Below are 20,266 nucleotides of genomic sequence, written 5' to 3'. Positions count from 1 at the left end.
TTCGTGTAAATCGGTCAGACGATCAGGCAATGATGCCCATGATGTCGGATTCTTTCATGATCAGCAGCTCTTCACCGTCGATGGTGACTTCTGTGCCGGACCATTTGCCGAAAAGGATCTTGTCGCCTTCTTTGACGTCCATGGCGATACGATCACCGTCGTCGTCTTTCGCACCGGCGCCCACGGCAACAACCAGACCTTCGGCCGGTTTTTCCTTGGCGCTTTCCGGAATGATCAGGCCGCCTGCTGTTTTCTCGTCGCTTTCGACGCGGCGGACCAACACACGGTCATGCAGTGGTGTAAATGCCATTTGCTGAGACTCCCTAAGCTCAGTTTCAGTTCTCTTAGCACTCACCGGGTGCGAGTGCTAACGGCGCAGAGTTAGGGAGTCATTTGCAGGGTGTCAAGCGATCGGAACGGAATTCTGGACCGACATGGCACAACCCGCCATCCCGGGCAACCAGTTGGCCTGCTTCAATTGGCTTGATCTTCCAGCAAATGCTCATACCGCGCATCGGTCAGCGTCTTCATGAATGCGACCAGAGCGTCGATGCGCTTGTCATCCAGTGCGGGCCCGTGGATCAACTCCGTCACCGCCAGGTTTTGCGGGATTTCCGGCATGGCCCAGGGCTTGCCTGTTTCGGGATTGATCTGCCGATCTTTGTCCAGAGTGTTGTATTTGTTGTAAAACAACACGACGGTGCGCAGGTCTTTGAACACCCCGTTATGCATGTAAGGTCCGGTCACGGCCACATTTCGCAAAGTCGGGACCTTGTAGCGTCCGCCCGCATCGGCGGTGTCAATATCCGGATTTGCCAGCAGGCCAAGATCCGGACCCTTGACCCCGTTGGCGGCGCGCACCGTTTCATTCACCGGCGTTCCGATGTTGTGGTATTCGTAGTTGGTAAAGGTCTCGTCCTTGGCGATGGGCGACGGGCGCAGTTGGTGACACAGGTTGCAATTGGTGAATTGTTCCGAGAAGAACAGCACGCGGCCCAGTTCTTCCTCGTCCGTCAGCTTCACCTCGCCGCGCAGGAAACGGTCATATTTACTGTCGAAGGGCGAAAACAGATCGGTGCTTTCGAACGCGGCGATCGCCTGCGTCATCGCATCATAGGCGGCAGCGTCATCGTCCCAGATCGCGTCACCGAACAGCGCCTTGAACGACGCGACATAGTCGTTGTTTTCCGCCAGTCGCGCGACAACCGACGCTTCGTCCGGCATTCCCATTTCAATCGGGTTCAGGGGCGGCCCACCCGCCTGCCCTGCCAGCCCGGCGGCGCGACCGTCCCAGAACATCCCGCCGCGCCATGCCTTCTTGTCCAACTGTTCGAAATCCGGCGTGAACTTCGCATAAGCCGCCGTGGGTGCGGTGCGGTCGCCCAAGCTGATCCCATCATCGCCCAGCGACACCGCCCGCCCGACATCTGTTTCACGCGGATCAACAAAACCATTTTCCGGGTCGTGGCAGGTTGCGCAGGATTGTGTGCGGTTCTTGGATAGGTTCACGTCAAAAAACAGCGCCTCGCCCAGTTCCTCGAGGCTGTCGAACGCAGCAACGGGAGAGGCCAGACCAACCACCAGTACCGAGGCAAGACACACACGCATGGGAAAGCTCCTGATCAATCTCACCCGCTGTTAACCGAGAACCGCGACAAAGGGAATTGATCCCGATCAAAAAAGTCGGATTAATCTTTCAAAGCCGACCGTCCCTCGGGTGTCAGGCCATAGACGCCGCGTTCCACCCGCTCGAACCAGCCATAATGATTGATCGCCATCATCCGCGTCGCGGTCTTTACGCCCGTGACTTTGGCAAGTGCTGCGCCTTTCATCGGCCCCTCTTTCGCCAGGCAGGCCGCAAGTCTCTCGGCGTCCTGCCGATAGGCCGTCACAACCTTGCCATTCGTGCCACCGGTATTTGGGTCGCCATCGCGGCGAGTAAACTCGGACAAGAGCCGCGCCGATTTCACCTTGGATTTGCGCGGCTGAAACGGGCCGGGATCTGTGTGGACCTGCACGAACCCATCCTTCAGACGCACCGACAGCACCCCCACGCCAAGCCGCTTGCACAGGCCCACATTGCCCTTGAAAGCCCGCCAACCGGATTTGCCCGACCAACGCGGCACCGCCACGTAAACCAGATCGCTGATCGCCTGACGTGCAACGGCCTGCTGCAACAAGGTCAGGGAAAACCCCGCCTTCAGCTCCACGATCAACGGCGGCTGACCCGCGCAAATTGCAACCACATCGGCAGGGCCGACTTCCGCTTTCACCTCATACCCCGCCTGTTCCAGCCAGGATTTCACGGGGGCATAAAGGTCGGTCTCGGACGGTTTCGACATGCGCCCTTTCTAGCGCCAGCGCCGCCGAAGCGCCAAGCCATTTACGCAAAGCCTGTATTCCGCTACACTGGCAGTCTGCAAAAGGAGTGCCCTGCCAGTGATCAAGTAAGCCCCAGACAAGAATGCCCCAATCGGGGTTGGTTTACATTCACATGACAGGATATCCCATGCGTGAAATCATTTATGACGCCGCCGTCAGCCTTGACGGCTTTATTGCTGGCCCCGGCGGAGATGCCTCGGCTTTCCCCGGCGAAGGCGACCACATCGCTCCTTATTTTGACAGGTTGGCCAGATATGGCACCGTGATCATGGGCCGGCACACCTACGAATACGGGTACGGCTTCGGTCTTGAACCCGGGGCACGTGCCTATCCCCACATGGATCATCATATCTTCTCGACCACCCTCAGCCTGCCCGACGATGCTGACGTAACAATTGTGCGGTCTGACTGGCGGGCGTATCTGGACAAACTGCGCGCCGCAGACGGGGCACCGGTTTATCTGTGCGGGGGTGGTCAGTTTGCGGGTTGGGTTCTGGAGCAAGGTCTGATCGACCGGCTGATCCTGAAACTGGCGCCGTTGACGTTGGGCGCAGGCGTTCCGTTGTTTGCAGGCGGGCAACTGACGACCCAATGGCAACGCAGATCGGTGACCCCTTATGCCAACGGCGTCACCTTGCTGGAACTCACGCGTTAGGCAAAGCCGCGCCCGCCCCCATGCTGCAACGCAGCGCGTGACAAAGGCGGGCGCGCGCCCTATAAGGCTGGCAAATTTCATAACCCTATCAAGACGGATATACCAAGATGACAACCCTCGTTTTCGGCCACAAATCCCCTGACACTGACTCGACCGGCTCGCCCCTGATCTGGGCGTGGTATCTGAACGAAGTGAAGGGCGTGGACGCCAAGCCCGTGCTGCTGGGTCAACCCAACACCGAAGCCGCCTTCATGCTGAAGCGCTGGGGCTTTGACATGCCCGAGATCATCGAGGATGTGGCTGACGACCAGCCTTGCGTCGTCGTCGACACCAACAACCCTGCCGAGCTGCCCGCCAACATCAACGGCGCAGACGTGCAGGCGATCATCGACCACCACAAGCTGGTCGGCGGTCTGGAAACCAAAGGCCCGATCGACATCACCATCCGCCCGCAGGCCTGCACCGCGACCATCATGTACGATCTGATGGGCGACGACGCTGCCAAAATGCCCGAGAACATCAAAGGTGCCGCGCTGACCTGCATCCTGTCAGACACGCTGGAGTTCCGCTCGCCCACCACCACCGATCGCGACCGCGACGTCGTGGCCGCGCTGGCCGCTGATCTGGGCGTGAACGTGTCCGACTATGCCGCCGAAATGTTCGCTGCCAAATCGGATGTATCCGCCTTCTCGGACGCGGAACTGATCCGCATGGATTCAAAGGAATACGAAGTCGCCGGCAAGAAATTCCGCGTGTCGGTTCTGGAAACCACCGCGCCCGAGATCCCGCTGGGCCGCAAGGATAGCCTGATGGAGACTTTCAAAACCGTCGAGGCCGAGGACGGTGTCGATCAGGTTCTGCTGTTCGTCGTGGACATCCTGAAAGAAGAAGCCACCCTGCTGGTCCCCAATGATCTGGTCAAAACCGTGGCCGAAAAGAGCTTCGGCGCGAAGGTGGATGGTGACGTAGTGGTGCTGCCGGGTGTGATGAGCCGGAAGAAGCAGATTATTCCGAACCTGGCTGTGTAGGTTTAAACGCCTATGACAAAAAAACAGGTCCGCATCAATTGCGGGCCTGTGATCTTAGAACAATCATACCGCTACGAGGCGTCTGCTTTGCACTTAGCACGCTCCGGCTTTTTGAGCACCGTGCTTTGCTTGGCTTTCGGTGAATTTTTCCCCCGCGTCAGAAGACAGTTGCTGGATAAGGCCTCTACACGAAAATCCCTGAAAGCTCAGATAACTTTTTGCGACCCTTACAGCCTGATCGTCCCAATTGATCGAAAGGCTATCAGCTGCAATAGTTGCGTCTTTGACCTCATAGCCTTCTCCGTAATCTGACGACAATTGCTCAATTAGTCCTTCTCGCGAAAAGCCCTGAAAGCTCAAATAGCTCTTTGCTGATCGGACAGCGTTCTTTTGCGGCCCAGTCAAGGTTTGGCCATGTGCCAAAGTAGGGAAAAGCAATATCATCGACAGTGTCGAAAATTTAATTAGTCTTCTCATCAGATCATCTGTCCTCATATCGAATCAAGAAACAACCTATAGTGGTTTTCAGGCTTATCCAAACGAATTGGTTTATCAAGTTTCCAAGGACTTGGATCCGCCATTCCCACTGGTATCCCCGCGCAGCAACAACACTTCATCTATACCCCCCTAGCCACCCCGCTCCCCCACTGCCATATCTTCCTTAACCAAGGAGCCCCACCATGACCCGCATCATCGAAAGCCTCAGCGAGATTTCCAGCACCTACGACGCCTATTTCGTCGATCTCTGGGGCTGTGTTCATGACGGGGTGCATCCTTACCCGGATGCGGTCGAGGCATTACGCAAGGTTCGCGCGAATGGCGGGTTCGTCGTTCTTGTCACCAACGCCCCGCGTCACCGCACCTCGGTCGAAGGCCAGTTGGACCAGATCGGCGTGCCGCGCGATTGTTGGGACACGATTGCAACTTCGGGCGACAGCGCGCGGGCGGCGATGTTTACCGGCGCTGTGGGCAGCAAGGTCTGGTTCATGGGCGAGGCGCATGATCGGTCCTTCTTTGACCCGATGGCGATCATTGATGATCCGGTCGCGATCGAAGAAGTCGCGTTGGAACATGCCGATGGTATCGTCTGCTGCGGCCCGCTCGACCCGCACGCTCACCCCGACACGCTGCGCCCCCAGTTGCTGCTGGCCAAGCAGAACGGGTTGAAACTGCTTTGTGCGAACCCCGATATTGTGGTGGATCGCGGCGAACAGCGGGAATGGTGCGCGGGCGCCGTGGCCCAGCTTTACACCGAGATGGGCGGCGAAAGCCTGTATTTCGGCAAGCCCCACCCCCCGATCTATGACCTGGCGCGGCGGCGTATGATTGCGGAAGGGCGGTCGGTGGACAACGCCCGGATCCTGGCGATTGGCGATGGGATCCGCACCGACATCAAGGGCGCGCAGGGCGAAGACATTGATTCTCTGTTCATCACAGGCGGTCTGGCGCGGGAAGAAACCCGCACCGGCAAACAGCCGGATGCAGAAGCATTGGAACGGTTTGTCGCGGCCGAGATGATCACACCCACATACGCGATCGGCTATCTGCGTTAGGCTTCACAGCCGTTCAGCCTTGAAAAACAGGCAGGTCAGGGGGGGGGCGTCGCCACACCGCGATGGCCGTGCGTCATACGTCCAGCCATCGCTCTATGATCCATCCAACCGATGTTTTCCCTTGCTTTTCTGCAGTTGCAAAGTAATATTATTGCCAATTCAGAAGGCTATTGGTCTTTTTGTAACCGGAGGATCCAGATGTTGGACAATTTCCCGCGCGGCACGATCTGCATTGAAGAGCTGGAAATCGGCATGTCGCGGCATGTCACGAAGGAAGTGACTGACCGGGATATCGAGATGTTCGCCGAAATCTCGACCGACCGGAACCCGGTGCATCTGGACGATGAATATGCCAATGACACGATCTTCGAAGGCCGTATCGCCCACGGGATGCTGACGGCGGGTCTGATCTCGGCCGTGATTGGCGAACAGCTTCCGGGCCATGGCACCATCTATATGGGGCAAAGCCTGACCTTCCTGGCCCCCGTTCGCCCCGGCGACACGGTGCGGGCCGAAGTCACCGTTCTGGACATCGACCACGCCAAGCGGCGCGTCACGCTGAAAACCGAATGCTTGGTGGACGGCAAACCCGTTCTGAAGGGTGAAGCCAAGGTTCTGGCCCCCTCGGCCAAGTTCGACTGATCCCAGGTTCACAGGAAATCTGACAACCCAGCCCTGCCGGACTTGCACCCCATCGCTTGGGGCGATAATGCCAGCACATGCGGATCGTACGGGACTATCAGTTTGTCGACAAAGCAGATCGCGGCGCCTCGGCCGCGATCGGAAATTTCGATGGCGTCCACCTTGGCCACCAATACGTGATCGACATCGCCCGTGCGCAGGCCAAGGCCAGCCAGACCCCGCTGGGCGTCATGACGTTCGAGCCGCATCCCCGCCAGTACTTCGCCCCGAAAAGCCCCCCCTTTCGATTGATGAGCGCAGACGCCCGCGCGCACAGGCTGGAGAAGCTGGGCGTGGAGCGACTGTACGAGCTAAGCTTCAACGACACCCTGTCCGCCCTGACCCCCGAGGCATTCGCCCGGCGCGTGATTGTCGACGGGCTGGGCCTGAACCACGTGGTCATCGGTGCGGATTTCCATTTCGGCAAGGGCCGCGCGGGCAAGGCCGATGACATTGCCGCACTGGGTCGGCAGATGGGTTTCGGCGTGACCATCGCCCCGCTGATGTCCGACGAAGTGGGCGAAGTGAGTTCGACCGCCATCCGCGACGCGCTGAGCGAAGGCCGCCCGCGTGACGCCGCGCGCATGTTGGGCCATTGGCACCGAATCGAAGGCGAGGTTACTCGCGGCGACCAGCGCGGGCGTGATCTGGGCTACCCGACCGCGAATATGTCAATCGCCGGGCTACACCCCCCCAAATTCGGCGTCTATGTTGTCGAGGTCGACATTCTGACCGGGCCGCACAAGGGCAGCTATGGTGGCGCCGCGTCCATGGGCACGCGTCCCATGTTCGGCGAAAACCGCCCGAACCTTGAGAGCTTCATCTTCGATTTCAAGGGCGACATTTACGGCGAGCAGATCTCGGTCGCGCTGATTGAGTATCTGCGACCGGAGCAAGTGTTTGCCGGGGTCGATGCCTTGATCGCGCAAATGGATGCCGATTGCGCCCGCGCACGCAAAATTCTGGCGAGGTTGGAGGCCGCAGGATGATCCGCCATATCGTATTCTTCACCGCCAAACGTGCCGAGGATCGCGACACAATTCGCGAAGGGCTTGAGCTGTTGAAGGACATTCCGCATTGCCTGCGCCTGGAAGTGGCCGAGAACCTCGCGACCGACCCAATTCCCGGCCCTTCGCCCGATGTGGTCGTGTACGGAGAATTCAAGGACGAAGCCCAGCTCGCCGCCTACAAGGCGCATCCGCTCTATCAGCAATCCATCGCAAGGGTGCGCCCCCTGCGCGAGTTGCGGGTGGCCGCAGATTTCATGGCGGACGGATGACCCAGAGCCTGCGCAAGACCTTTTGGGAGCTGCCGCTTGATCGCCTGACCCCCTCTGAATGGGAGGCCCTGTGCGATGGTTGCGGCAAGTGCTGTCTGAACAAGCTGGAAGATGCTGATACGGGTGAAATCGTGTTCACTCGGGTGGCCTGTCGCCTGTTGGACGGTGAGACCTGCCGCTGTTCACAATATGACATCCGACTGCAATTCGTGCCGGAATGCATCGTTCTGACGCCTGATAACATTGCCGAAACGGCGTATTTCATGCCGGCCTCCTGCGCCTATCGCCTGCGTCACGAAGGCAAGCCGCTTTATGACTGGCATCCGTTGATTTCAGGTGATCCCGACAGCGTGCACACCGCCGGGCGCAGCGTGCAGGGCTGGACGGTGCCGGAATTTGAAGTACCCGAAGAGGAATGGGAAGATCACCTGATCGAGGAGCCGCATTGATGTTTTTTACCTCAGACAATACCGGCCCGGCCCATCCCAAGGTGATGGAGGCGTTGACCAGCGCCAATGACGGCTATGCGATGCCCTATGGGGCCGACGCCATGATGGACGAGGTTCGCACCCGCATCCGCGATATTTTCGAAGCACCCGACGCCGCGGTTTATCTGGTGGCGACTGGCACGGCGGCAAACTCGATCAGCTTGGCCACCCTGTCGCAGCCGTGGGACACCATTTTTTGCGCGACTCAGGCGCACATCCAGGAAGATGAGTGCAACGCGCCGGAATTCTATACAGGCGGCGCCAAGCTGACGCTTGTCCCGTCAGATCACGCCAAGATGACCCCGGCAGCCCTGCGCCGTGCCATCGAGGCCGAGGAAAGCCGGGGGGTTCACGGCCCGCAACGTGGCCCGGTGTCGATCACCAATGTGACTGAACGCGGCACGGTCTATTCCGTCGCCGAACTGACCGCACTGTGCGACCTGGCCAAGTCTTTCAACCTGCCCACCCATCTGGACGGCGCGCGTTTTGCAAATGCGCTGGTGGCCCTTGGCTGCACCCCGGCCGAGATGACATGGAAAGCCGGGATCGACGCGGTCAGTTTCGGTGGCACCAAGAACGGTTGCATGGGGGTCGAAGCGGTAATCTTTTTTGACCCGAAGCACGCGTGGGAGTTCGAGCTTCGGCGCAAACGCGGGGCGCATCTGTTTTCCAAGCATCGTTACCTGTCCGCGCAAATGCTGGCCTATCTGACAGATGACCTCTGGTGCGACCTCGCCCGCCGGGCCAACGCGGCCAACGCGCGGTTGGTGCGTGGGTTGAAACAGATCGAGGGCGTGAACTTCCTGCATGAGCCGGAGGCCAACATGAGCTTTGCCGGATGGACCCGCGCGGGACATCAGCGTCTGCATGATGCCGGGGCGGCCTATTACATCTGGGAGGGGGCGTTGGATGGCGCTGATCCGGACGAGGTGCTGACCGCGCGTATGGTGACGGATTGGTCGATGAGCGACGAGAATATCGACAGGTTTGTCGATCTGGTCCGGGATTAGCCCGCCAATCTTTCGGTTTCGCGCAAGAAGGCTGACATCAAGCCCGCAACTTCGCCCGCATGAGTGATCGGGGCCATGTGCCCTGCCCCGTCAATCACGTGACGCCGAACATCCGGCAGACGGGCCTCCAGCACATCATGCACCGCGCCGACCAACGCGGGAGACCGCGCGCCCTCTATCAACAGAACCGGCATGCCCAACCGCTCCAACGCGCCCGGCGCGACTTGGCCGTGAACATCATCATAAATAACCGCGTTTGCTGCCGGGATCAGATGTATGCGTTTTGCCATATCCTCGCGCTGAGAAATGGGCAACGCCTGCCATGCCGCATCACGCCCCCACATGGTGTTGAATATATGCGCGGCCTTCATCCGGTCGCCCGCGTCCAGGGCCGCAGCAAAGGGGCCATTCATCACGTCCAGATTGTCGGCAAAGGCTTTGCTGCCGCGCGCGGCGGCAAACACGACAGGCTCGAACAAGGTCAGGCTACGCACCAGATCCGGGCGGCGCTGCGCCAATCTAAGCGCGATGGTGCCCCCGAAACTGTGCCCGATCAGGTCAATCGGGCCGCGACATTCCTGATCCCACAAGGCTTCGGCGATTTTTACTGCCGTGTCCTGAAAATCCCCGACACCGTCCCAATCCGCGCTGCGGCCATGGCCGGGCAGATCAAGCGCCACCATGGTCAGCAGATCGGCAAGCTGTCGTTCAACACCCCGCCAAGCGCCGGAATGCGCCAGCGAGCAATGGATCATCAGCGCAGAACGCGACCCGTTTCCTGACCGATGCCAATAGGTCTGGTGCCCGGCAAGCGTCTGAAGGGTCATCCGTTCTTATCACCCAGATGCCTGTCCAATGCATCAAGACGATCCTGACCCCAGAACTTCTCGCCATCATCGCATACGTAGAAGGGAGAGCCGAAAACACCCGCGCTGACCGCGTCTTCCAGATTGCGCGCATAGGCCTCGGCCCCGGCCAGAAGACCGCGATCGGCAAGGCCGGGATCAAAGCCCGCATCCGACAGGCAGGCCTTGATCACCTCGTCCTGCGCGATGTCCTTTTCTTCCGCCCAGCAGGCGCGCATGATGCCATGCACCAGCGCACCCAGATCCCCGCCGCCCGCAGACTGCGCCGCGATGATCGCATAGGACGCGGGGGCACCGTTGGTGGGCCAGTGGGCGGGTGTGTGGTTCATCGGCATGTCCAGCGCCTTGGACCACCGTTTCAACTCCTGCATCCGATAGTCCATCCGCGACGGGTGACGGTCCTTGGGAGGCGTCCCGCCGGTGCGCATGAAAAGCTGCCCGATATCCAGCGGTTTGTAGGTGACACCTGCGCCATGCCGTGCGGCCATGTCCTCAAGCCGCGATCCGGCCAGATAGGCCCAGGGCGACAATACCGTGAAATAATAGTCGATCTGCGTCATTTTTCCGGCCCCTGTTGCCCCATTGCTGTTCCAAGGAATCTATCCCGATGCTAAGGGGTGTCAACGTCACGATTCTGTCACACAGACCACGCCGGGAACTGCTGCCATGCCATCCACCACTGAACCGAAACTTATCTCGGGCAATGCCAATCGCCCGCTTGCCCAGGCTGTCGCCAAGCGCATGTCGATGCACCGCGGATCCTCGGTCGGGCTGGTCGATGCGCGTGTTGAACGCTTCAACGATCAGGAAGTCTTTGTCGAGATTTACGAGAATGTGCGCGGCGAGGATATGTTCATCATCCAGCCCACCTCAAGTCCCGCCAACGACAACCTGATGGAGCTTCTGATCATCTCGGATACGCTGCGCCGGTCGTCTGCGTCACGGGTCACCGCCGTGATCCCCTATTTCGGCTATGCACGGCAGGATCGCCGCACCAAGGCGCGCACGCCAATTTCAGCCAAATTGGTCGCCAACCTGATCGCCCAGTCGGGGATCGAGCGGGTGTTGACCATGGACCTGCACGCCGCCCAGATTCAGGGGTTCTTCGACATTCCGGTGGACAACCTCTATGCCAGCCCGATTTTCGCGCTGGACGTCAAACACCACTTCAAAGATTGCCTGGATGAAGTGATGGTCATTTCGCCCGACGTAGGCGGCGTGGCCCGCGCGCGCGAACTGGCCAAACGCATCAATGCTCCGCTGGCCATCGTCGACAAGCGCCGCGAAAAAGCGGGGGAGATCGCCGAAATGACCGTGATCGGCAACGTCGAAGGCAAACGCTGCATTATCATCGACGACATTTGCGACACGGCTGGAACGTTGTGCAAGGCGGCTGAGGTCCTGATGGAGAACGGCGCGCAAGAGGTTCATGCCTACATTACCCACGGTGTCATGTCCGGCCCGGCGGTCGAGCGGGTATCGAACTCGGTCATGAAGTCGCTTGTCATCACCGATTCGATCCAACCAACTGATCCGGTGAAAAACGCACCCAACATTCGCATTGTGCCCACTGCACCGATGTTTGCGCAGGCGATCCTGAACATTTGGGGGGGTACCTCGGTGTCATCGCTGTTCGATCACGACACGCTGGAGCCGCTGTATGAAGGGATGTATTCCTGATCCCCTTCGACACTCAACGACATCAAAGGCCCTCCGGGGCCTTTTTTGATGGCCTCGGGGTCGATCAGACTTCCCAGTCGTCTTCGCTGCTGACTTCGCCGATCGCCGTCCAGTCCACGCGCAGCCGTGCGACGCGTGTATCGCCCCAGGTGCGGAATACGATCTGGAACCCGTCCTCTGTCACGTTCTCAGCCGATATGTCGGCCCGTGCATTGGTGCGCTTGTCCAGATCCCACATCGACACGCTGACATGCACCGAAGGCGGGGTCAGATAGCTTTCTGAAAACTCGATGCGGGTCGTCAGTTTCCGGGGGCCGCTGCCCGTCCACATGACCCCATCATGTTCAAAATCCGAGAACAGGATCGTGCTGCCTTGGTCCACCCCGACCTTGTGAGTTCGGATCCTGCGCATATTTGCCGGCCTCGTGCATATCTTCGTCTCGACAGCAGACCCCAAACGCGGCCGGGTGACAAGCGGTGGCTACCGACCAAGACGCAGGAAAAAGGGAAACAGGACAACCACCAACGCGCCGGAAAACAGAAATGGCGCGCCGGGCAGATAGATCGCCCCCTCTGCATCCGCAAAAACCTGAAAGATCCATGTGACCAGCATCGGCCCGATCACAGCCGCGATCGAGCCCAAGCTGGCAATCACGCCTTGCAGCAGCCCTTGACGGTCCTCATCAACCATGTTGGCCATCATCGCGGTCATGGTGGGCGGCGCCATATCGGCCAGCGCGGCAATCAGGATGGCGGCGAACATGACATAGGCGCTGCCCGTGATGCCGAAAATCGCGAAGGCAAGGATGGCGCAGATGATGGCGAAGATCAGCGTCCGAAACTCGCCCAAACGCGGGATGATCAGGCGCATCACAACGCCCTGGGTGAACGCCACCGCAATGCCATAAGCGGCCAGCGTCAGGCCGATCAGCGCGGTGCTCCATCCGAACATCTCGCGTGTCCAGAAAGCCCAGAGCGTCGGATAGACCATATTGGCAAACTCGAACAGGAAGATCAGCACAAGGGGCAGGCCCAGCCCCGGCAGTTTGAACGCATCCAGGATCGAGCCGAACGGGTTCAGGTCGCGCCGCCGAAACGCGCGCCGTTTCTCGGGGGGCAGGCTTTCGGGCAGGACGAACAGGCCCAGTGCCACGTTCAGCCCGGCAAACACCGCCGCCAGCCAGAACGGGGCCGTCAGGTGGAAGCTGGCGACAAACCCGCCGATGGCCGGTCCCATCACGAAGCCGATCCCGAAGGTCGCCCCGATCAGGCCGAAATTGGCAGCCCGGTCCTCGGGCCGCGAGATGTCGGCCAGATAAGCTGTCGCAGTGATATAGGTCGCCCCGGCGATCCCCGCCAGAATGCGCCCGGCCAGCAGCCACCAGAAGGTCGTCGCCAGCGCCATGACCACATAGTCGACCGTCAACGCAACAAGCGCCAGCAAGAGCACGGGGCGACGTCCCAGGCTGTCGGAAATGCCGCCGATGATCGGCGCGAACAGAAACTGCATCGCCGCATAGGACGCCATCAGGATCCCGCCCCAGAACGCACCGTCAGCGGTGCTGTCGGCCCCAACCCGCAGCATCAGGTCCGGCATGATCGGAAACACGATGCCGATCCCCACTGCGTCCAGCAGGATCGTCGCCAGGATGAACCAGATGGCGGTGCGGTTGGGTGTCGGGCGGGCTTCGGTCATGCGCGTATCTCTGACGCCTTCCAGCGTCGCGCGCAAATGCAAAAAGCCCCGCCGGTCCGGGCGGGGCTCTTGGAACACTGGTTGGTCGGGCGATCAGGCCTTGACGGTCAGCCCCAATGCATCAGCCATTGCGGCGATATCCACCGTGCGCTTGGCCAACTCGTCCAGGTTTTCGGCCGTTGCGTTTTCTGACGCTGCGGCGGCGTCCGAGACGAAGGCATCCAGGATCTCTTGCGTCATTTCCGACACCGGCACGGCGCGTTCAGCCAGAACCGACGTGCCCGTGGCGGTCACTTCTGCAAAGCCCCCGGTCACGGCGAATTCGGCGTTACCTTCCGGCGCTTCGACGCGAACGATACCGGGGCGCAGCGTCGTGATGGTCGGCGCATGGTTCGCCATGGCCGTCATATCGCCATCCGTCCCCGGCAGTTGAACCGCCGTTGCCTGAAGCGAGGCCAGGCTGCGTTCGGGCGACACCAGGTCAAATTGCATCGTATCAGCCATTCAGGATCTCCTTTCGGGAAGATGGGGCAGGTCGCCCTGCCCCTTCACGTTCCCAATCAGGCAGCGTCTGCTGCCATTTTTTCGGCTTTGGCAATCACTTCGTCGATGCCACCCACCATATAGAAGGCACCTTCCGGCAGGTGATCGTACTCACCAGCCACAACGGCCTTGAACGATGCGATCGTTTCCTCCAGCGGCACCTGCACACCGTCCGAGCCGGTGAACACTTTTGCCACGTCGAAAGGCTGCGATAGGAAGCGTTCAATCTTACGCGCGCGGGCGACGGTCAGTTTGTCTTCTTCCGACAGTTCGTCCATGCCCAGAATGGCGATGATGTCTTGCAGCGACTTGTAGCGCTGAAGCACCTGCTGCACGTCGGTCGCAACCTTGTAGTGCTCTTCCCCGATGATCAGCGGGTCCAGCAGGCGCGAGGTCGACCCAAGCGGGTCCACGGCCGGGTAGATACCCTTTTCCGAGATCGCACGGTCCAGAACGGTCGTCGCGTCAAGGTGGGCAAACGAGGTTGCAGGCGCGGGGTCGGTCAAGTCATCCGCGGGCACATACACGGCCTGCACGGAGGTAATGGACCCCGATTTGGTCGACGAAATACGTTCCTGCATCGCGCCCATGTCGGTGGCCAGCGTCGGCTGATAACCAACCGCCGAAGGAATACGGCCAAGAAGGGCCGAAACTTCCGAACCAGCTTGGGTAAAGCGGAAGATATTGTCGACGAAGAACAGCACGTCCGAACCGGTGTCGTCACGGAACTGTTCCGCCAGGGTCAGACCTGACAGGGCCACACGCATACGCGCACCGGGAGGTTCGTTCATCTGGCCGTAGACCAGCGCAATCTTGGATTTCTCCAGATCGTCGGGAACGATAACGCCCGATTCAATCATCTCGTGATACAGGTCGTTGCCTTCACGGGTCCGTTCACCAACACCCGCGAACACGGACACACCCGAGTGCACCTTTGCGATGTTGTTGATCAGTTCCATGATCAGAACGGTTTTGCCCACACCGGCGCCGCCAAACAGGCCAATCTTACCACCCTTGGTATAGGGGGCCAGCAGGTCGATGACCTTGATGCCGGTGGTCAGGATCTCGGTTTCAGTCGACTGTTCGTCGAACTCGGGCGCGTCACCGTGGATGGCGCGGGTTTCTTTCGACTTAACCGGGCCTTTTTCGTCAACCGGTTCGCCGATGACGTTCAGGATACGGCCCAGGGTCGCGTTGCCGACCGGCACCGAAATCGGCGCGCCGGTGTCTGTCACGTCCTGTCCACGCACCAGACCTTCGGTAGCGTCCATAGCGATACAGCGCACGGTGTTTTCACCAAGGTGCTGTGCCACTTCCAGAACCAGGTTGTTGCCGTTGTTGTCCGTGGTCAGGGCGTTCAGAATGGCCGGCAGGTCATCCTCGAACTGAACGTCCACAACGGCGCCAATCACCTGCGTGATCTTACCTTTAGCGTTAGCCATTGTTGTTTCTCCGGTTTCTTAGAGCGCCTCGGCGCCCGAAATAATTTCGATAAGCTCGTTGGTGATCACAGCCTGACGCGAGCGGTTGTACTGAATGGTCAGTTTCTCGATCATCTCGCCAGCGTTGCGGGTTGCGTTGTCCATGGCCGCCATACGCGCGCCTTGCTCGGACGCGGCATTTTCCAGAAGGGCCGAGAAGACCTGAGTGGCCACACCTGACGGCAGCAGCGTTTTCAGGATGCCTTCTTCCGACGGCTCATAGTCGTAAACCGTCGAGGCCGTCGCCCCCTCTTCCGGCGCGTCGAAACTGGCCGGGATGACCTGTTTCGCGGTCGGAACCTGCGTGATCACGCTTTCGAACGTGTTGTAGAAGATCGTCGCCACATCGTATTCACCTTCGTTGAAGCGATGAATCAGGTCGTGGGCAATGTCCTGCGCGTTGTCATATGCGACATTGCGCACGCCCGACAGATCGACGTGGCCGATCATGTGATCGGCATATTCACGTTTCAACTGTTCACGGCCCTTCTTGCCGACAGTCAGGATTTTCACCGTCTTGCCGGATGCCAGCAGATCCTCTGCCTTGGCCCGCGCCAGTTTCACGATTGACGAGTTGAAGCCACCGCACAGCCCGCGTTCCGCAGTCATGACCACCAGCAGGTGGACCTGATCGGAGCCCGAACCCGCCAGCAGCTTGGGCGCACTGTCCCCACCGGTCGATGCAGCAGCCAACCCACCCAGAACGGCGTTGAACCGCTCTGCATAGGGCCGCCCGGCCTCGGCAGCTTCCTGTGCCCGCCGCAGTTTCGCGGCGGCCACCATCTGCATGGCCTTCGTGATCTTGCGAGTGTTTTTGACATTCGCGATCCGGTTTCTGAGATCCTTAAGGTTGGCCATCGTTCAATGCCCCCCTCAAGCGAAGTCAGCGGCGAAGGCGTCCAGCGCAGCTTTGACTTTGTCCTCAAGCTCACCTTTGACCTTGCGGTCATTGTTGGTGATGTCAGCCAGAAGGTCCGCGTGGTTCTGACGCAGGTGGTTCAGCAGGCCAGCCTCGAAGCGACCCACTTCGCTGACGGCGATCTTGTCCAGATAACCGTTGGTGCCTGCATAAATCACGCACACGATTTCAGCGTTGGTCAGCGGCGAATACTGCGGCTGTTTCATCAGCTCGGTCAGACGTGCACCACGGTTCAGAAGCTGCTGGGTTGCGGCATCAAGGTCGGACCCGAACTGCGCGAACGCGGCCATCTCGCGGTACTGAGCCAGCGACAGTTTCACCGGACCGGCGACCGAGGACATCGCCTTGGTCTGGGCCGACGAGCCGACACGCGACACCGACAGACCTGTGTTCACAGCCGGGCGGATACCCTGATAGAATAGCTCGGTTTCCAGGAAGATCTGACCGTCGGTGATTGAGATCACGTTGGTCGGAATAAATGCCGACACGTCGCCACCCTGGGTTTCGATGACCGGCAGAGCCGTCAGCGAACCTGCGCCGTAGTCTTCGTTCAGCTTGGCCGAACGCTCCAGCAGGCGCGAGTGAAGATAGAAAACGTCACCCGGATAGGCTTCGCGGCCCGGCGGGCGACGCAGCAGCAGCGACATCTGACGATAGGACACAGCCTGTTTCGACAGGTCATCATAGATGATCAGCGCGTGGCGGCCATTGTCACGGAAATGCTCGGCCATCGCGGTCGCGGCATAGGGGGCCAGGAACTGCATGGGGGCCGGGTCGGATGCGGTTGCAGCCACGACGATCGAATAGTCAATCGCGCCGCTTTCTTCCAGTTTCTTCACCAGCTGGGCAACGGTGGACCGTTTCTGCCCAACAGCCACGTAAACGCAATAGAGCTTCTTGCTTTCGTCGTCGCCAGCAGCGTCGTTGTACGACTTCTGGTTCAGAATGGCGTCCAGGGCCACGGCGGTTTTACCGGTTTGGCGGTCACCAATGATCAATTCGCGCTGACCACGGCCAATCGGGATCATCGCGTCAACCGATTTCAGGCCGGTTGCCATCGGTTCGTGCACCGATTTACGCGGGATGATGCCCGGTGCTTTCACATCGGCCACGCCGCGTTTCTTGGCGTTGATCGGACCTTTGCCGTCGATCGGGTTGCCCAGACCATCGACAACACGACCCAGAAGCTCGTCACCGATTGGCACGTCCACGATCGAGTTCGTGCGCTTGACGGTATCGCCTTCTTTAATGTCGCGGTCCGACCCGAAGATAACAACACCCACGTTGTCGGCTTCAAGGTTCAGGGCCATCCCGCGGATACCACCGGGGAATTCGACCATTTCACCAGCCTGGACTTTATCAAGACCGTAGACACGGGCAATACCGTCACCGACGGAAAGCACGCGGCCAACTTCGGCCACTTCAGCGTCTTGGCCAAAGTTCTTGATCTGGTCCTTCAGGATCGCAGAAATCTCTGCTGCTTGGATACCCATTATCCGACCTCTTTCATGGAATTCTGAAGTGCGTTGAGCTTCGCGCGGATCGACGTGTCAATCATGCGCGAGCCCACTTGGACGACAAGGCCACCGATGAGGGATTCATCGACGGCCAGGTTGATGTTCACATCCTTGCCGATGGTGGCTTTCAAAGCCTTGGCAAGTTTGTCTTGTTGCGCCTTCGTCATGGATTTGGCGGCGGTCACTTGGGCCGTCACCTCGCCCTTGTCCTCGGCAATCAGGGCACGCAGGGCGGCCACGAACTGAGGCAACACGAACAAACGCCGTTTCTGGGCCATCAGCCCCAGCGTGTTCGCAACCGTTGACGAAAGTTTCATTTTCTTGGCGACGGCAGTGATCGAGGCGCCCTGTTCGTCCCGGCTGTAAATCGGGGAGTTGATCAGGTTGCGAAGATCTTCGCTATCGGCGAGAGCAGCTTCAAGTGCGGCAACATCCGCCTCGACTGCTTTCAGGTTCTTGCCTTCCTTGGCCAGGTCAAAGACGGCAGTGGCATAACGCTGGGCAATGCCGGTTGAGATCGCGACTGGTTCGGACACGTCCACCCTTCCGATGTCTTTAGCCCCATTGTGATCTGCCGGTCAGCAGATCGGGGCGGCCTACAGATGCCGCAATTCAAGCGTGTCATCTAAATCGTCGCAGCATGTAGCAGGGATATGCGCACCTCGCAACAGGCTTACAGGGGTTTAACGCCAACATATTCACCCCTTTCCATCAATCCGGCGACCTAATTTCAGCCAGACCCTTTTCCCTAAGGGAAAAATGGCTGCGCCTGGTGTGTCCGCCACGACATAAATTCTGGATACATTTGTATACCGCGAAGGGCGATTGCGCGACTGTCCTTGCCCTTTGGGTGGTTTCCCGCGCCAAAACCGCCATCAAACCGATTGATTCTGCCAAGGCGAAAGACCTAGCGCAGCTTGCGCCCGGTCGCCCGCGAGGCGCTGGGTTCGGGCACTCCCAGCCCTTCCAGCACTTTCAGCGGGCGTTTCACCGCCTGCGCCAGCCCCGGACGCTTCGGGGCGGGGATCTGTTTCGAGACCTCGACCATCAGGACACCGCCTGCCACGACCAATGGCAATTGCAGCCCCACCCGTTCCCAGAAGTTTCCAGTTTTCAGCCAGAAGCGTCTTGATGAAGGTGGCTGATAAAGTGCTGACAGGTGGCGTTCGACGCGAAACCCGTGCTCTTCCAACTGTGCCTCGAGCTGGCTCAGCGAATAGGGGCGGCCAAAGCCGAACGGCGTGGCATCCGATCTTGCCCAAAGCCCCGCGCGGTTCGGCGTGATGAACAAGGCCCGCCCCCCCGGGCCCAGCACGCGATAGGCTTCGTCCAGCAGATTGCTGGGGGTTTCCGTGGTTTCCAGACCGTGCATCACCACCAGCCTGTCGACCACGCCTGTGTCCAGTGGCCACATCGTATCTTCGACAAGGACCGAGACATTCTGCATGCCCGCGGGCCACGGCATCACGCCCTGCGGCGCGGGCATCAACCCCATGACCCGACGTGCCGTGGACAGATAGGGGCGCATCAAGGGCACCGCAAAGCCGAATCCGGCCACGGTCTGCCCCTTGGCCTTCGCAGCGGGCCACATCGTGGTCACCTTGTCACGAATGGCCTTCTGCGCCGCGCGCCCCAACATGCTGCGGTAATAGAAATTGCGAAGATCCTGCACATCAAGATGCATGACGCTGTTTCACACCTGCCCGTTCCTGCGATGTCAAGATTAACGGATCATGGACAAATTGAAATGCATCACCGGCATGGCGCGCGAAAAAGATTGGCTATCGGTCCGATTGGCGCATCACCAGCACCAGGTTGTTCGCCGGCATCTCGATCAACGCCGCGCGGGTCAGACCGGCATCCTGCGCCCAGGCCTCGACCGCTTCGATATCCTTGTAGCCGATGGCCGGGTCATCTTCGGTCAGGGCGGTATGAAACGACAGGTCGCTGTCGGAGCGAAACAGACCCTGACTGCGAAAGGGGCCGTACAGAAACCAATGACCTCCGGGCAGAAGGTTGCGCGCGACGCCCCTGACCACCGCTTGCGCCGCCGTCTGGTCGATCAGATGCATCAGGTTGACGGTAACCGCCAGGTCGAATGGGCCGGTGCGCCAGCTGGGGGCGGTCGCATCCAGGCGCTGCGCCACCCGCATATTCATCATGCCCTTCCGGGCGCGCCAGGCATCAATGCTGATCAGGCGGGCGGCATCTATGTCGGTGGGTTGCCAGACCGTGTCGGGAAACGCCCCGGCAAACGCGACGGCATGTTCGCCCGTGCCGGACGCGATCTCCAACGCCACGCCGCCGGTGGGCACATATGGTGCGATGGCCGACAGGATCGGGTCCATGTTGCGCGCGGCAGATGGCGCGGACAACCGTCCGTCCTTGCGCACATCCGCGATGTAATTCGGCTTTTCACCAGCCATTTCAGCCCCCAGTATAGAGGTAGTATTGAACCATACCGGCCTTTCGGCAAGTCCAGAGATAC

Annotated in this window: 24 protein-coding genes; 9 read left to right on the top strand and 15 right to left on the bottom strand. The window is 59.8% G+C overall.

The window, feature by feature from the left end:
- Positions 1–22: 22 nt before the first annotated feature.
- The 3 genes from MUY21_RS06145 to MUY21_RS06135 form a co-directional block, all read right to left on the bottom strand.
- Positions 23–310 carry a co-chaperone GroES gene (locus MUY21_RS06145; RefSeq protein WP_191286195.1) on the bottom strand — a complete coding sequence of 96 codons (288 nt, stop codon included), beginning with the start codon at positions 308–310 and terminating at the stop codon, positions 23–25.
- A 164-nt stretch (positions 311–474) separates the two neighbouring features.
- On the bottom strand, positions 475–1,608 hold the full coding sequence (locus tag MUY21_RS06140; RefSeq protein ID WP_248409458.1) for a cytochrome c peroxidase: 1,134 nt from the start codon (positions 1,606–1,608) through the stop codon (positions 475–477).
- 80 nt (positions 1,609–1,688) lie between these two features.
- A complete protein-coding gene (locus MUY21_RS06135; RefSeq protein WP_248409457.1) occupies positions 1,689–2,342 on the bottom strand; it encodes a DUF2161 family putative PD-(D/E)XK-type phosphodiesterase in 654 nt (217 codons plus the stop codon).
- 167 nt (positions 2,343–2,509) lie between these two features.
- Here MUY21_RS06135 and MUY21_RS06130 point away from each other — a divergent pair, with 167 nt between their 5' ends.
- Positions 2,510–3,037: a dihydrofolate reductase family protein gene (locus MUY21_RS06130; protein WP_248409456.1), complete on the top strand. Its 528-nt coding sequence runs from the start codon at positions 2,510–2,512 to the stop codon at positions 3,035–3,037.
- Positions 3,038–3,144: 107 nt separating this feature from the next.
- Positions 3,145–4,065, top strand: a complete 921-nt coding sequence (locus tag MUY21_RS06125) for a manganese-dependent inorganic pyrophosphatase (protein ID WP_248409455.1) — start codon at positions 3,145–3,147, stop codon at positions 4,063–4,065.
- A gap of 93 nt (positions 4,066–4,158) precedes the next feature.
- Here the strand turns inward: MUY21_RS06125 and MUY21_RS06120 are convergent, their stop codons facing one another.
- Positions 4,159–4,542, bottom strand: coding sequence for an Ltp family lipoprotein (locus MUY21_RS06120; RefSeq protein WP_248409454.1), 384 nt, complete (start codon positions 4,540–4,542; stop codon positions 4,159–4,161).
- Between the two features lie 203 nt (positions 4,543–4,745).
- Here MUY21_RS06120 and MUY21_RS06115 point away from each other — a divergent pair, with 203 nt between their 5' ends.
- The 6 genes from MUY21_RS06115 to MUY21_RS06090 all read left to right on the top strand — a co-directional run bounded on the left by MUY21_RS06115 (position 4,746) and on the right by MUY21_RS06090 (position 9,076).
- A complete protein-coding gene (locus tag MUY21_RS06115; protein WP_248409453.1) occupies positions 4,746–5,618 on the top strand; it encodes a TIGR01459 family HAD-type hydrolase in 873 nt (290 codons plus the stop codon).
- 198 nt (positions 5,619–5,816) lie between these two features.
- On the top strand, positions 5,817–6,260 hold the full coding sequence (locus MUY21_RS06110; RefSeq protein ID WP_191286184.1) for a MaoC family dehydratase: 444 nt from the start codon (positions 5,817–5,819) through the stop codon (positions 6,258–6,260).
- 77 nt (positions 6,261–6,337) lie between these two features.
- Complete coding sequence (locus MUY21_RS06105) at positions 6,338–7,288, top strand: bifunctional riboflavin kinase/FAD synthetase (protein WP_248409452.1); 951 nt, start codon at positions 6,338–6,340, stop codon at positions 7,286–7,288.
- Complete coding sequence (locus MUY21_RS06100) at positions 7,285–7,578, top strand: Dabb family protein (RefSeq protein WP_248409451.1); 294 nt, start codon at positions 7,285–7,287, stop codon at positions 7,576–7,578. Before MUY21_RS06105 ends, MUY21_RS06100 begins: the two co-directional genes overlap by 4 nt.
- On the top strand, positions 7,575–8,027 hold the full coding sequence (locus MUY21_RS06095; RefSeq protein ID WP_248409450.1) for a YcgN family cysteine cluster protein: 453 nt from the start codon (positions 7,575–7,577) through the stop codon (positions 8,025–8,027). The genes MUY21_RS06100 and MUY21_RS06095 overlap by 4 nt, the downstream gene beginning before the upstream one ends.
- Positions 8,027–9,076 carry a beta-eliminating lyase-related protein gene (locus tag MUY21_RS06090; RefSeq protein WP_248409449.1) on the top strand — a complete coding sequence of 350 codons (1,050 nt, stop codon included), beginning with the start codon at positions 8,027–8,029 and terminating at the stop codon, positions 9,074–9,076. The genes MUY21_RS06095 and MUY21_RS06090 overlap by 1 nt, the downstream gene beginning before the upstream one ends.
- Here MUY21_RS06090 and MUY21_RS06085 read toward each other — a convergent pair.
- Together MUY21_RS06085 and MUY21_RS06080 are read right to left on the bottom strand one after the other, a co-directional pair.
- Positions 9,073–9,903 (bottom strand): alpha/beta fold hydrolase, encoded by an 831-nt coding sequence (locus tag MUY21_RS06085; protein WP_248409448.1) that lies wholly within the window; start codon positions 9,901–9,903, stop codon positions 9,073–9,075. The genes MUY21_RS06090 and MUY21_RS06085 overlap by 4 nt on opposite strands.
- Positions 9,900–10,502 carry a 2-hydroxychromene-2-carboxylate isomerase gene (locus MUY21_RS06080; protein ID WP_248409447.1) on the bottom strand — a complete coding sequence of 201 codons (603 nt, stop codon included), beginning with the start codon at positions 10,500–10,502 and terminating at the stop codon, positions 9,900–9,902. The genes MUY21_RS06085 and MUY21_RS06080 overlap by 4 nt, the downstream gene beginning before the upstream one ends.
- 106 nt (positions 10,503–10,608) lie before the next feature.
- Here MUY21_RS06080 and MUY21_RS06075 point away from each other — a divergent pair, with 106 nt between their 5' ends.
- Positions 10,609–11,622, top strand: coding sequence for a ribose-phosphate pyrophosphokinase (locus MUY21_RS06075; protein WP_248409446.1), 1,014 nt, complete (start codon positions 10,609–10,611; stop codon positions 11,620–11,622).
- Between the two features lie 64 nt (positions 11,623–11,686).
- On the opposite strand, the gene MUY21_RS06070 is transcribed toward MUY21_RS06075, so the two are convergent.
- The 9 genes from MUY21_RS06070 to MUY21_RS06030 all read right to left on the bottom strand — a co-directional run bounded on the left by MUY21_RS06070 (position 11,687) and on the right by MUY21_RS06030 (position 20,204).
- On the bottom strand, positions 11,687–12,034 hold the full coding sequence (locus MUY21_RS06070) for an H-type lectin domain-containing protein (RefSeq protein ID WP_248409445.1): 348 nt from the start codon (positions 12,032–12,034) through the stop codon (positions 11,687–11,689).
- Between the two features lie 69 nt (positions 12,035–12,103).
- Positions 12,104–13,318 carry a TCR/Tet family MFS transporter gene (locus MUY21_RS06065; RefSeq protein ID WP_248409444.1) on the bottom strand — a complete coding sequence of 405 codons (1,215 nt, stop codon included), beginning with the start codon at positions 13,316–13,318 and terminating at the stop codon, positions 12,104–12,106.
- 93 nt (positions 13,319–13,411) lie between these two features.
- Positions 13,412–13,822 carry a F0F1 ATP synthase subunit epsilon gene (locus MUY21_RS06060; protein WP_191286174.1) on the bottom strand — a complete coding sequence of 137 codons (411 nt, stop codon included), beginning with the start codon at positions 13,820–13,822 and terminating at the stop codon, positions 13,412–13,414.
- Between the two features lie 56 nt (positions 13,823–13,878).
- Entirely contained in the window at positions 13,879–15,303 is a 1,425-nt protein-coding gene (gene atpD / locus MUY21_RS06055) for a F0F1 ATP synthase subunit beta (RefSeq protein WP_191286173.1), read from the bottom strand.
- Between the two features lie 18 nt (positions 15,304–15,321).
- A complete protein-coding gene (locus tag MUY21_RS06050) occupies positions 15,322–16,200 on the bottom strand; it encodes a F0F1 ATP synthase subunit gamma (protein WP_248409443.1) in 879 nt (292 codons plus the stop codon).
- Positions 16,201–16,215: 15 nt separating this feature from the next.
- Positions 16,216–17,754, bottom strand: a complete 1,539-nt coding sequence (gene atpA, locus MUY21_RS06045) for a F0F1 ATP synthase subunit alpha (protein WP_248409442.1) — start codon at positions 17,752–17,754, stop codon at positions 16,216–16,218.
- The gene (locus tag MUY21_RS06040; RefSeq protein WP_248409441.1) at positions 17,754–18,320 is read right to left on the bottom strand and encodes a F0F1 ATP synthase subunit delta; all 567 of its coding nucleotides are present in this window, start codon (positions 18,318–18,320) and stop codon (positions 17,754–17,756) included. Before MUY21_RS06040 ends, atpA begins: the two co-directional genes overlap by 1 nt.
- A 365-nt stretch (positions 18,321–18,685) precedes the next feature.
- Positions 18,686–19,462 (bottom strand): methyltransferase domain-containing protein, encoded by a 777-nt coding sequence (locus MUY21_RS06035; protein ID WP_248409440.1) that lies wholly within the window; start codon positions 19,460–19,462, stop codon positions 18,686–18,688.
- Positions 19,463–19,559: 97 nt separating this feature from the next.
- A complete protein-coding gene (locus MUY21_RS06030; RefSeq protein WP_248409439.1) occupies positions 19,560–20,204 on the bottom strand; it encodes a DUF938 domain-containing protein in 645 nt (214 codons plus the stop codon).
- Positions 20,205–20,266 lie beyond the last annotated feature (62 nt).

It is taken from the genome of Aliiroseovarius sp. S2029, assembly GCF_023195575.1.
Classification (GTDB): Bacteria; Pseudomonadota; Alphaproteobacteria; order Rhodobacterales; family Rhodobacteraceae; genus Aliiroseovarius; species Aliiroseovarius zhejiangensis.
This window is presented reverse-complemented; position numbering and strand designations above follow the sequence as displayed.

Coding starts and splice junctions, on each gene's coding strand:
- MUY21_RS06145 (WP_191286195.1), bottom strand. CDS start 310: ATGGCATTTACACCACTGCATGACCGTGTGTTGGTCCGCCGCGTCGAA.
- MUY21_RS06140 (WP_248409458.1), bottom strand. CDS start 1,608: ATGCGTGTGTGTCTTGCCTCGGTACTGGTGGTTGGTCTGGCCTCTCCC.
- MUY21_RS06135 (WP_248409457.1), bottom strand. CDS start 2,342: ATGTCGAAACCGTCCGAGACCGACCTTTATGCCCCCGTGAAATCCTGG.
- MUY21_RS06130 (WP_248409456.1), top strand. CDS start 2,510: ATGCGTGAAATCATTTATGACGCCGCCGTCAGCCTTGACGGCTTTATT.
- MUY21_RS06125 (WP_248409455.1), top strand. CDS start 3,145: ATGACAACCCTCGTTTTCGGCCACAAATCCCCTGACACTGACTCGACC.
- MUY21_RS06120 (WP_248409454.1), bottom strand. CDS start 4,542: ATGAGAAGACTAATTAAATTTTCGACACTGTCGATGATATTGCTTTTC.
- MUY21_RS06115 (WP_248409453.1), top strand. CDS start 4,746: ATGACCCGCATCATCGAAAGCCTCAGCGAGATTTCCAGCACCTACGAC.
- MUY21_RS06110 (WP_191286184.1), top strand. CDS start 5,817: ATGTTGGACAATTTCCCGCGCGGCACGATCTGCATTGAAGAGCTGGAA.
- MUY21_RS06105 (WP_248409452.1), top strand. CDS start 6,338: ATGCGGATCGTACGGGACTATCAGTTTGTCGACAAAGCAGATCGCGGC.
- MUY21_RS06100 (WP_248409451.1), top strand. CDS start 7,285: ATGATCCGCCATATCGTATTCTTCACCGCCAAACGTGCCGAGGATCGC.
- MUY21_RS06095 (WP_248409450.1), top strand. CDS start 7,575: ATGACCCAGAGCCTGCGCAAGACCTTTTGGGAGCTGCCGCTTGATCGC.
- MUY21_RS06090 (WP_248409449.1), top strand. CDS start 8,027: ATGTTTTTTACCTCAGACAATACCGGCCCGGCCCATCCCAAGGTGATG.
- MUY21_RS06085 (WP_248409448.1), bottom strand. CDS start 9,903: ATGACCCTTCAGACGCTTGCCGGGCACCAGACCTATTGGCATCGGTCA.
- MUY21_RS06080 (WP_248409447.1), bottom strand. CDS start 10,502: ATGACGCAGATCGACTATTATTTCACGGTATTGTCGCCCTGGGCCTAT.
- MUY21_RS06075 (WP_248409446.1), top strand. CDS start 10,609: ATGCCATCCACCACTGAACCGAAACTTATCTCGGGCAATGCCAATCGC.
- MUY21_RS06070 (WP_248409445.1), bottom strand. CDS start 12,034: ATGCGCAGGATCCGAACTCACAAGGTCGGGGTGGACCAAGGCAGCACG.
- MUY21_RS06065 (WP_248409444.1), bottom strand. CDS start 13,318: ATGACCGAAGCCCGCCCGACACCCAACCGCACCGCCATCTGGTTCATC.
- MUY21_RS06060 (WP_191286174.1), bottom strand. CDS start 13,822: ATGGCTGATACGATGCAATTTGACCTGGTGTCGCCCGAACGCAGCCTG.
- atpD (WP_191286173.1), bottom strand. CDS start 15,303: ATGGCTAACGCTAAAGGTAAGATCACGCAGGTGATTGGCGCCGTTGTG.
- MUY21_RS06050 (WP_248409443.1), bottom strand. CDS start 16,200: ATGGCCAACCTTAAGGATCTCAGAAACCGGATCGCGAATGTCAAAAAC.
- atpA (WP_248409442.1), bottom strand. CDS start 17,754: ATGGGTATCCAAGCAGCAGAGATTTCTGCGATCCTGAAGGACCAGATC.
- MUY21_RS06035 (WP_248409440.1), bottom strand. CDS start 19,462: ATGCATCTTGATGTGCAGGATCTTCGCAATTTCTATTACCGCAGCATG.
- MUY21_RS06030 (WP_248409439.1), bottom strand. CDS start 20,204: ATGGCTGGTGAAAAGCCGAATTACATCGCGGATGTGCGCAAGGACGGA.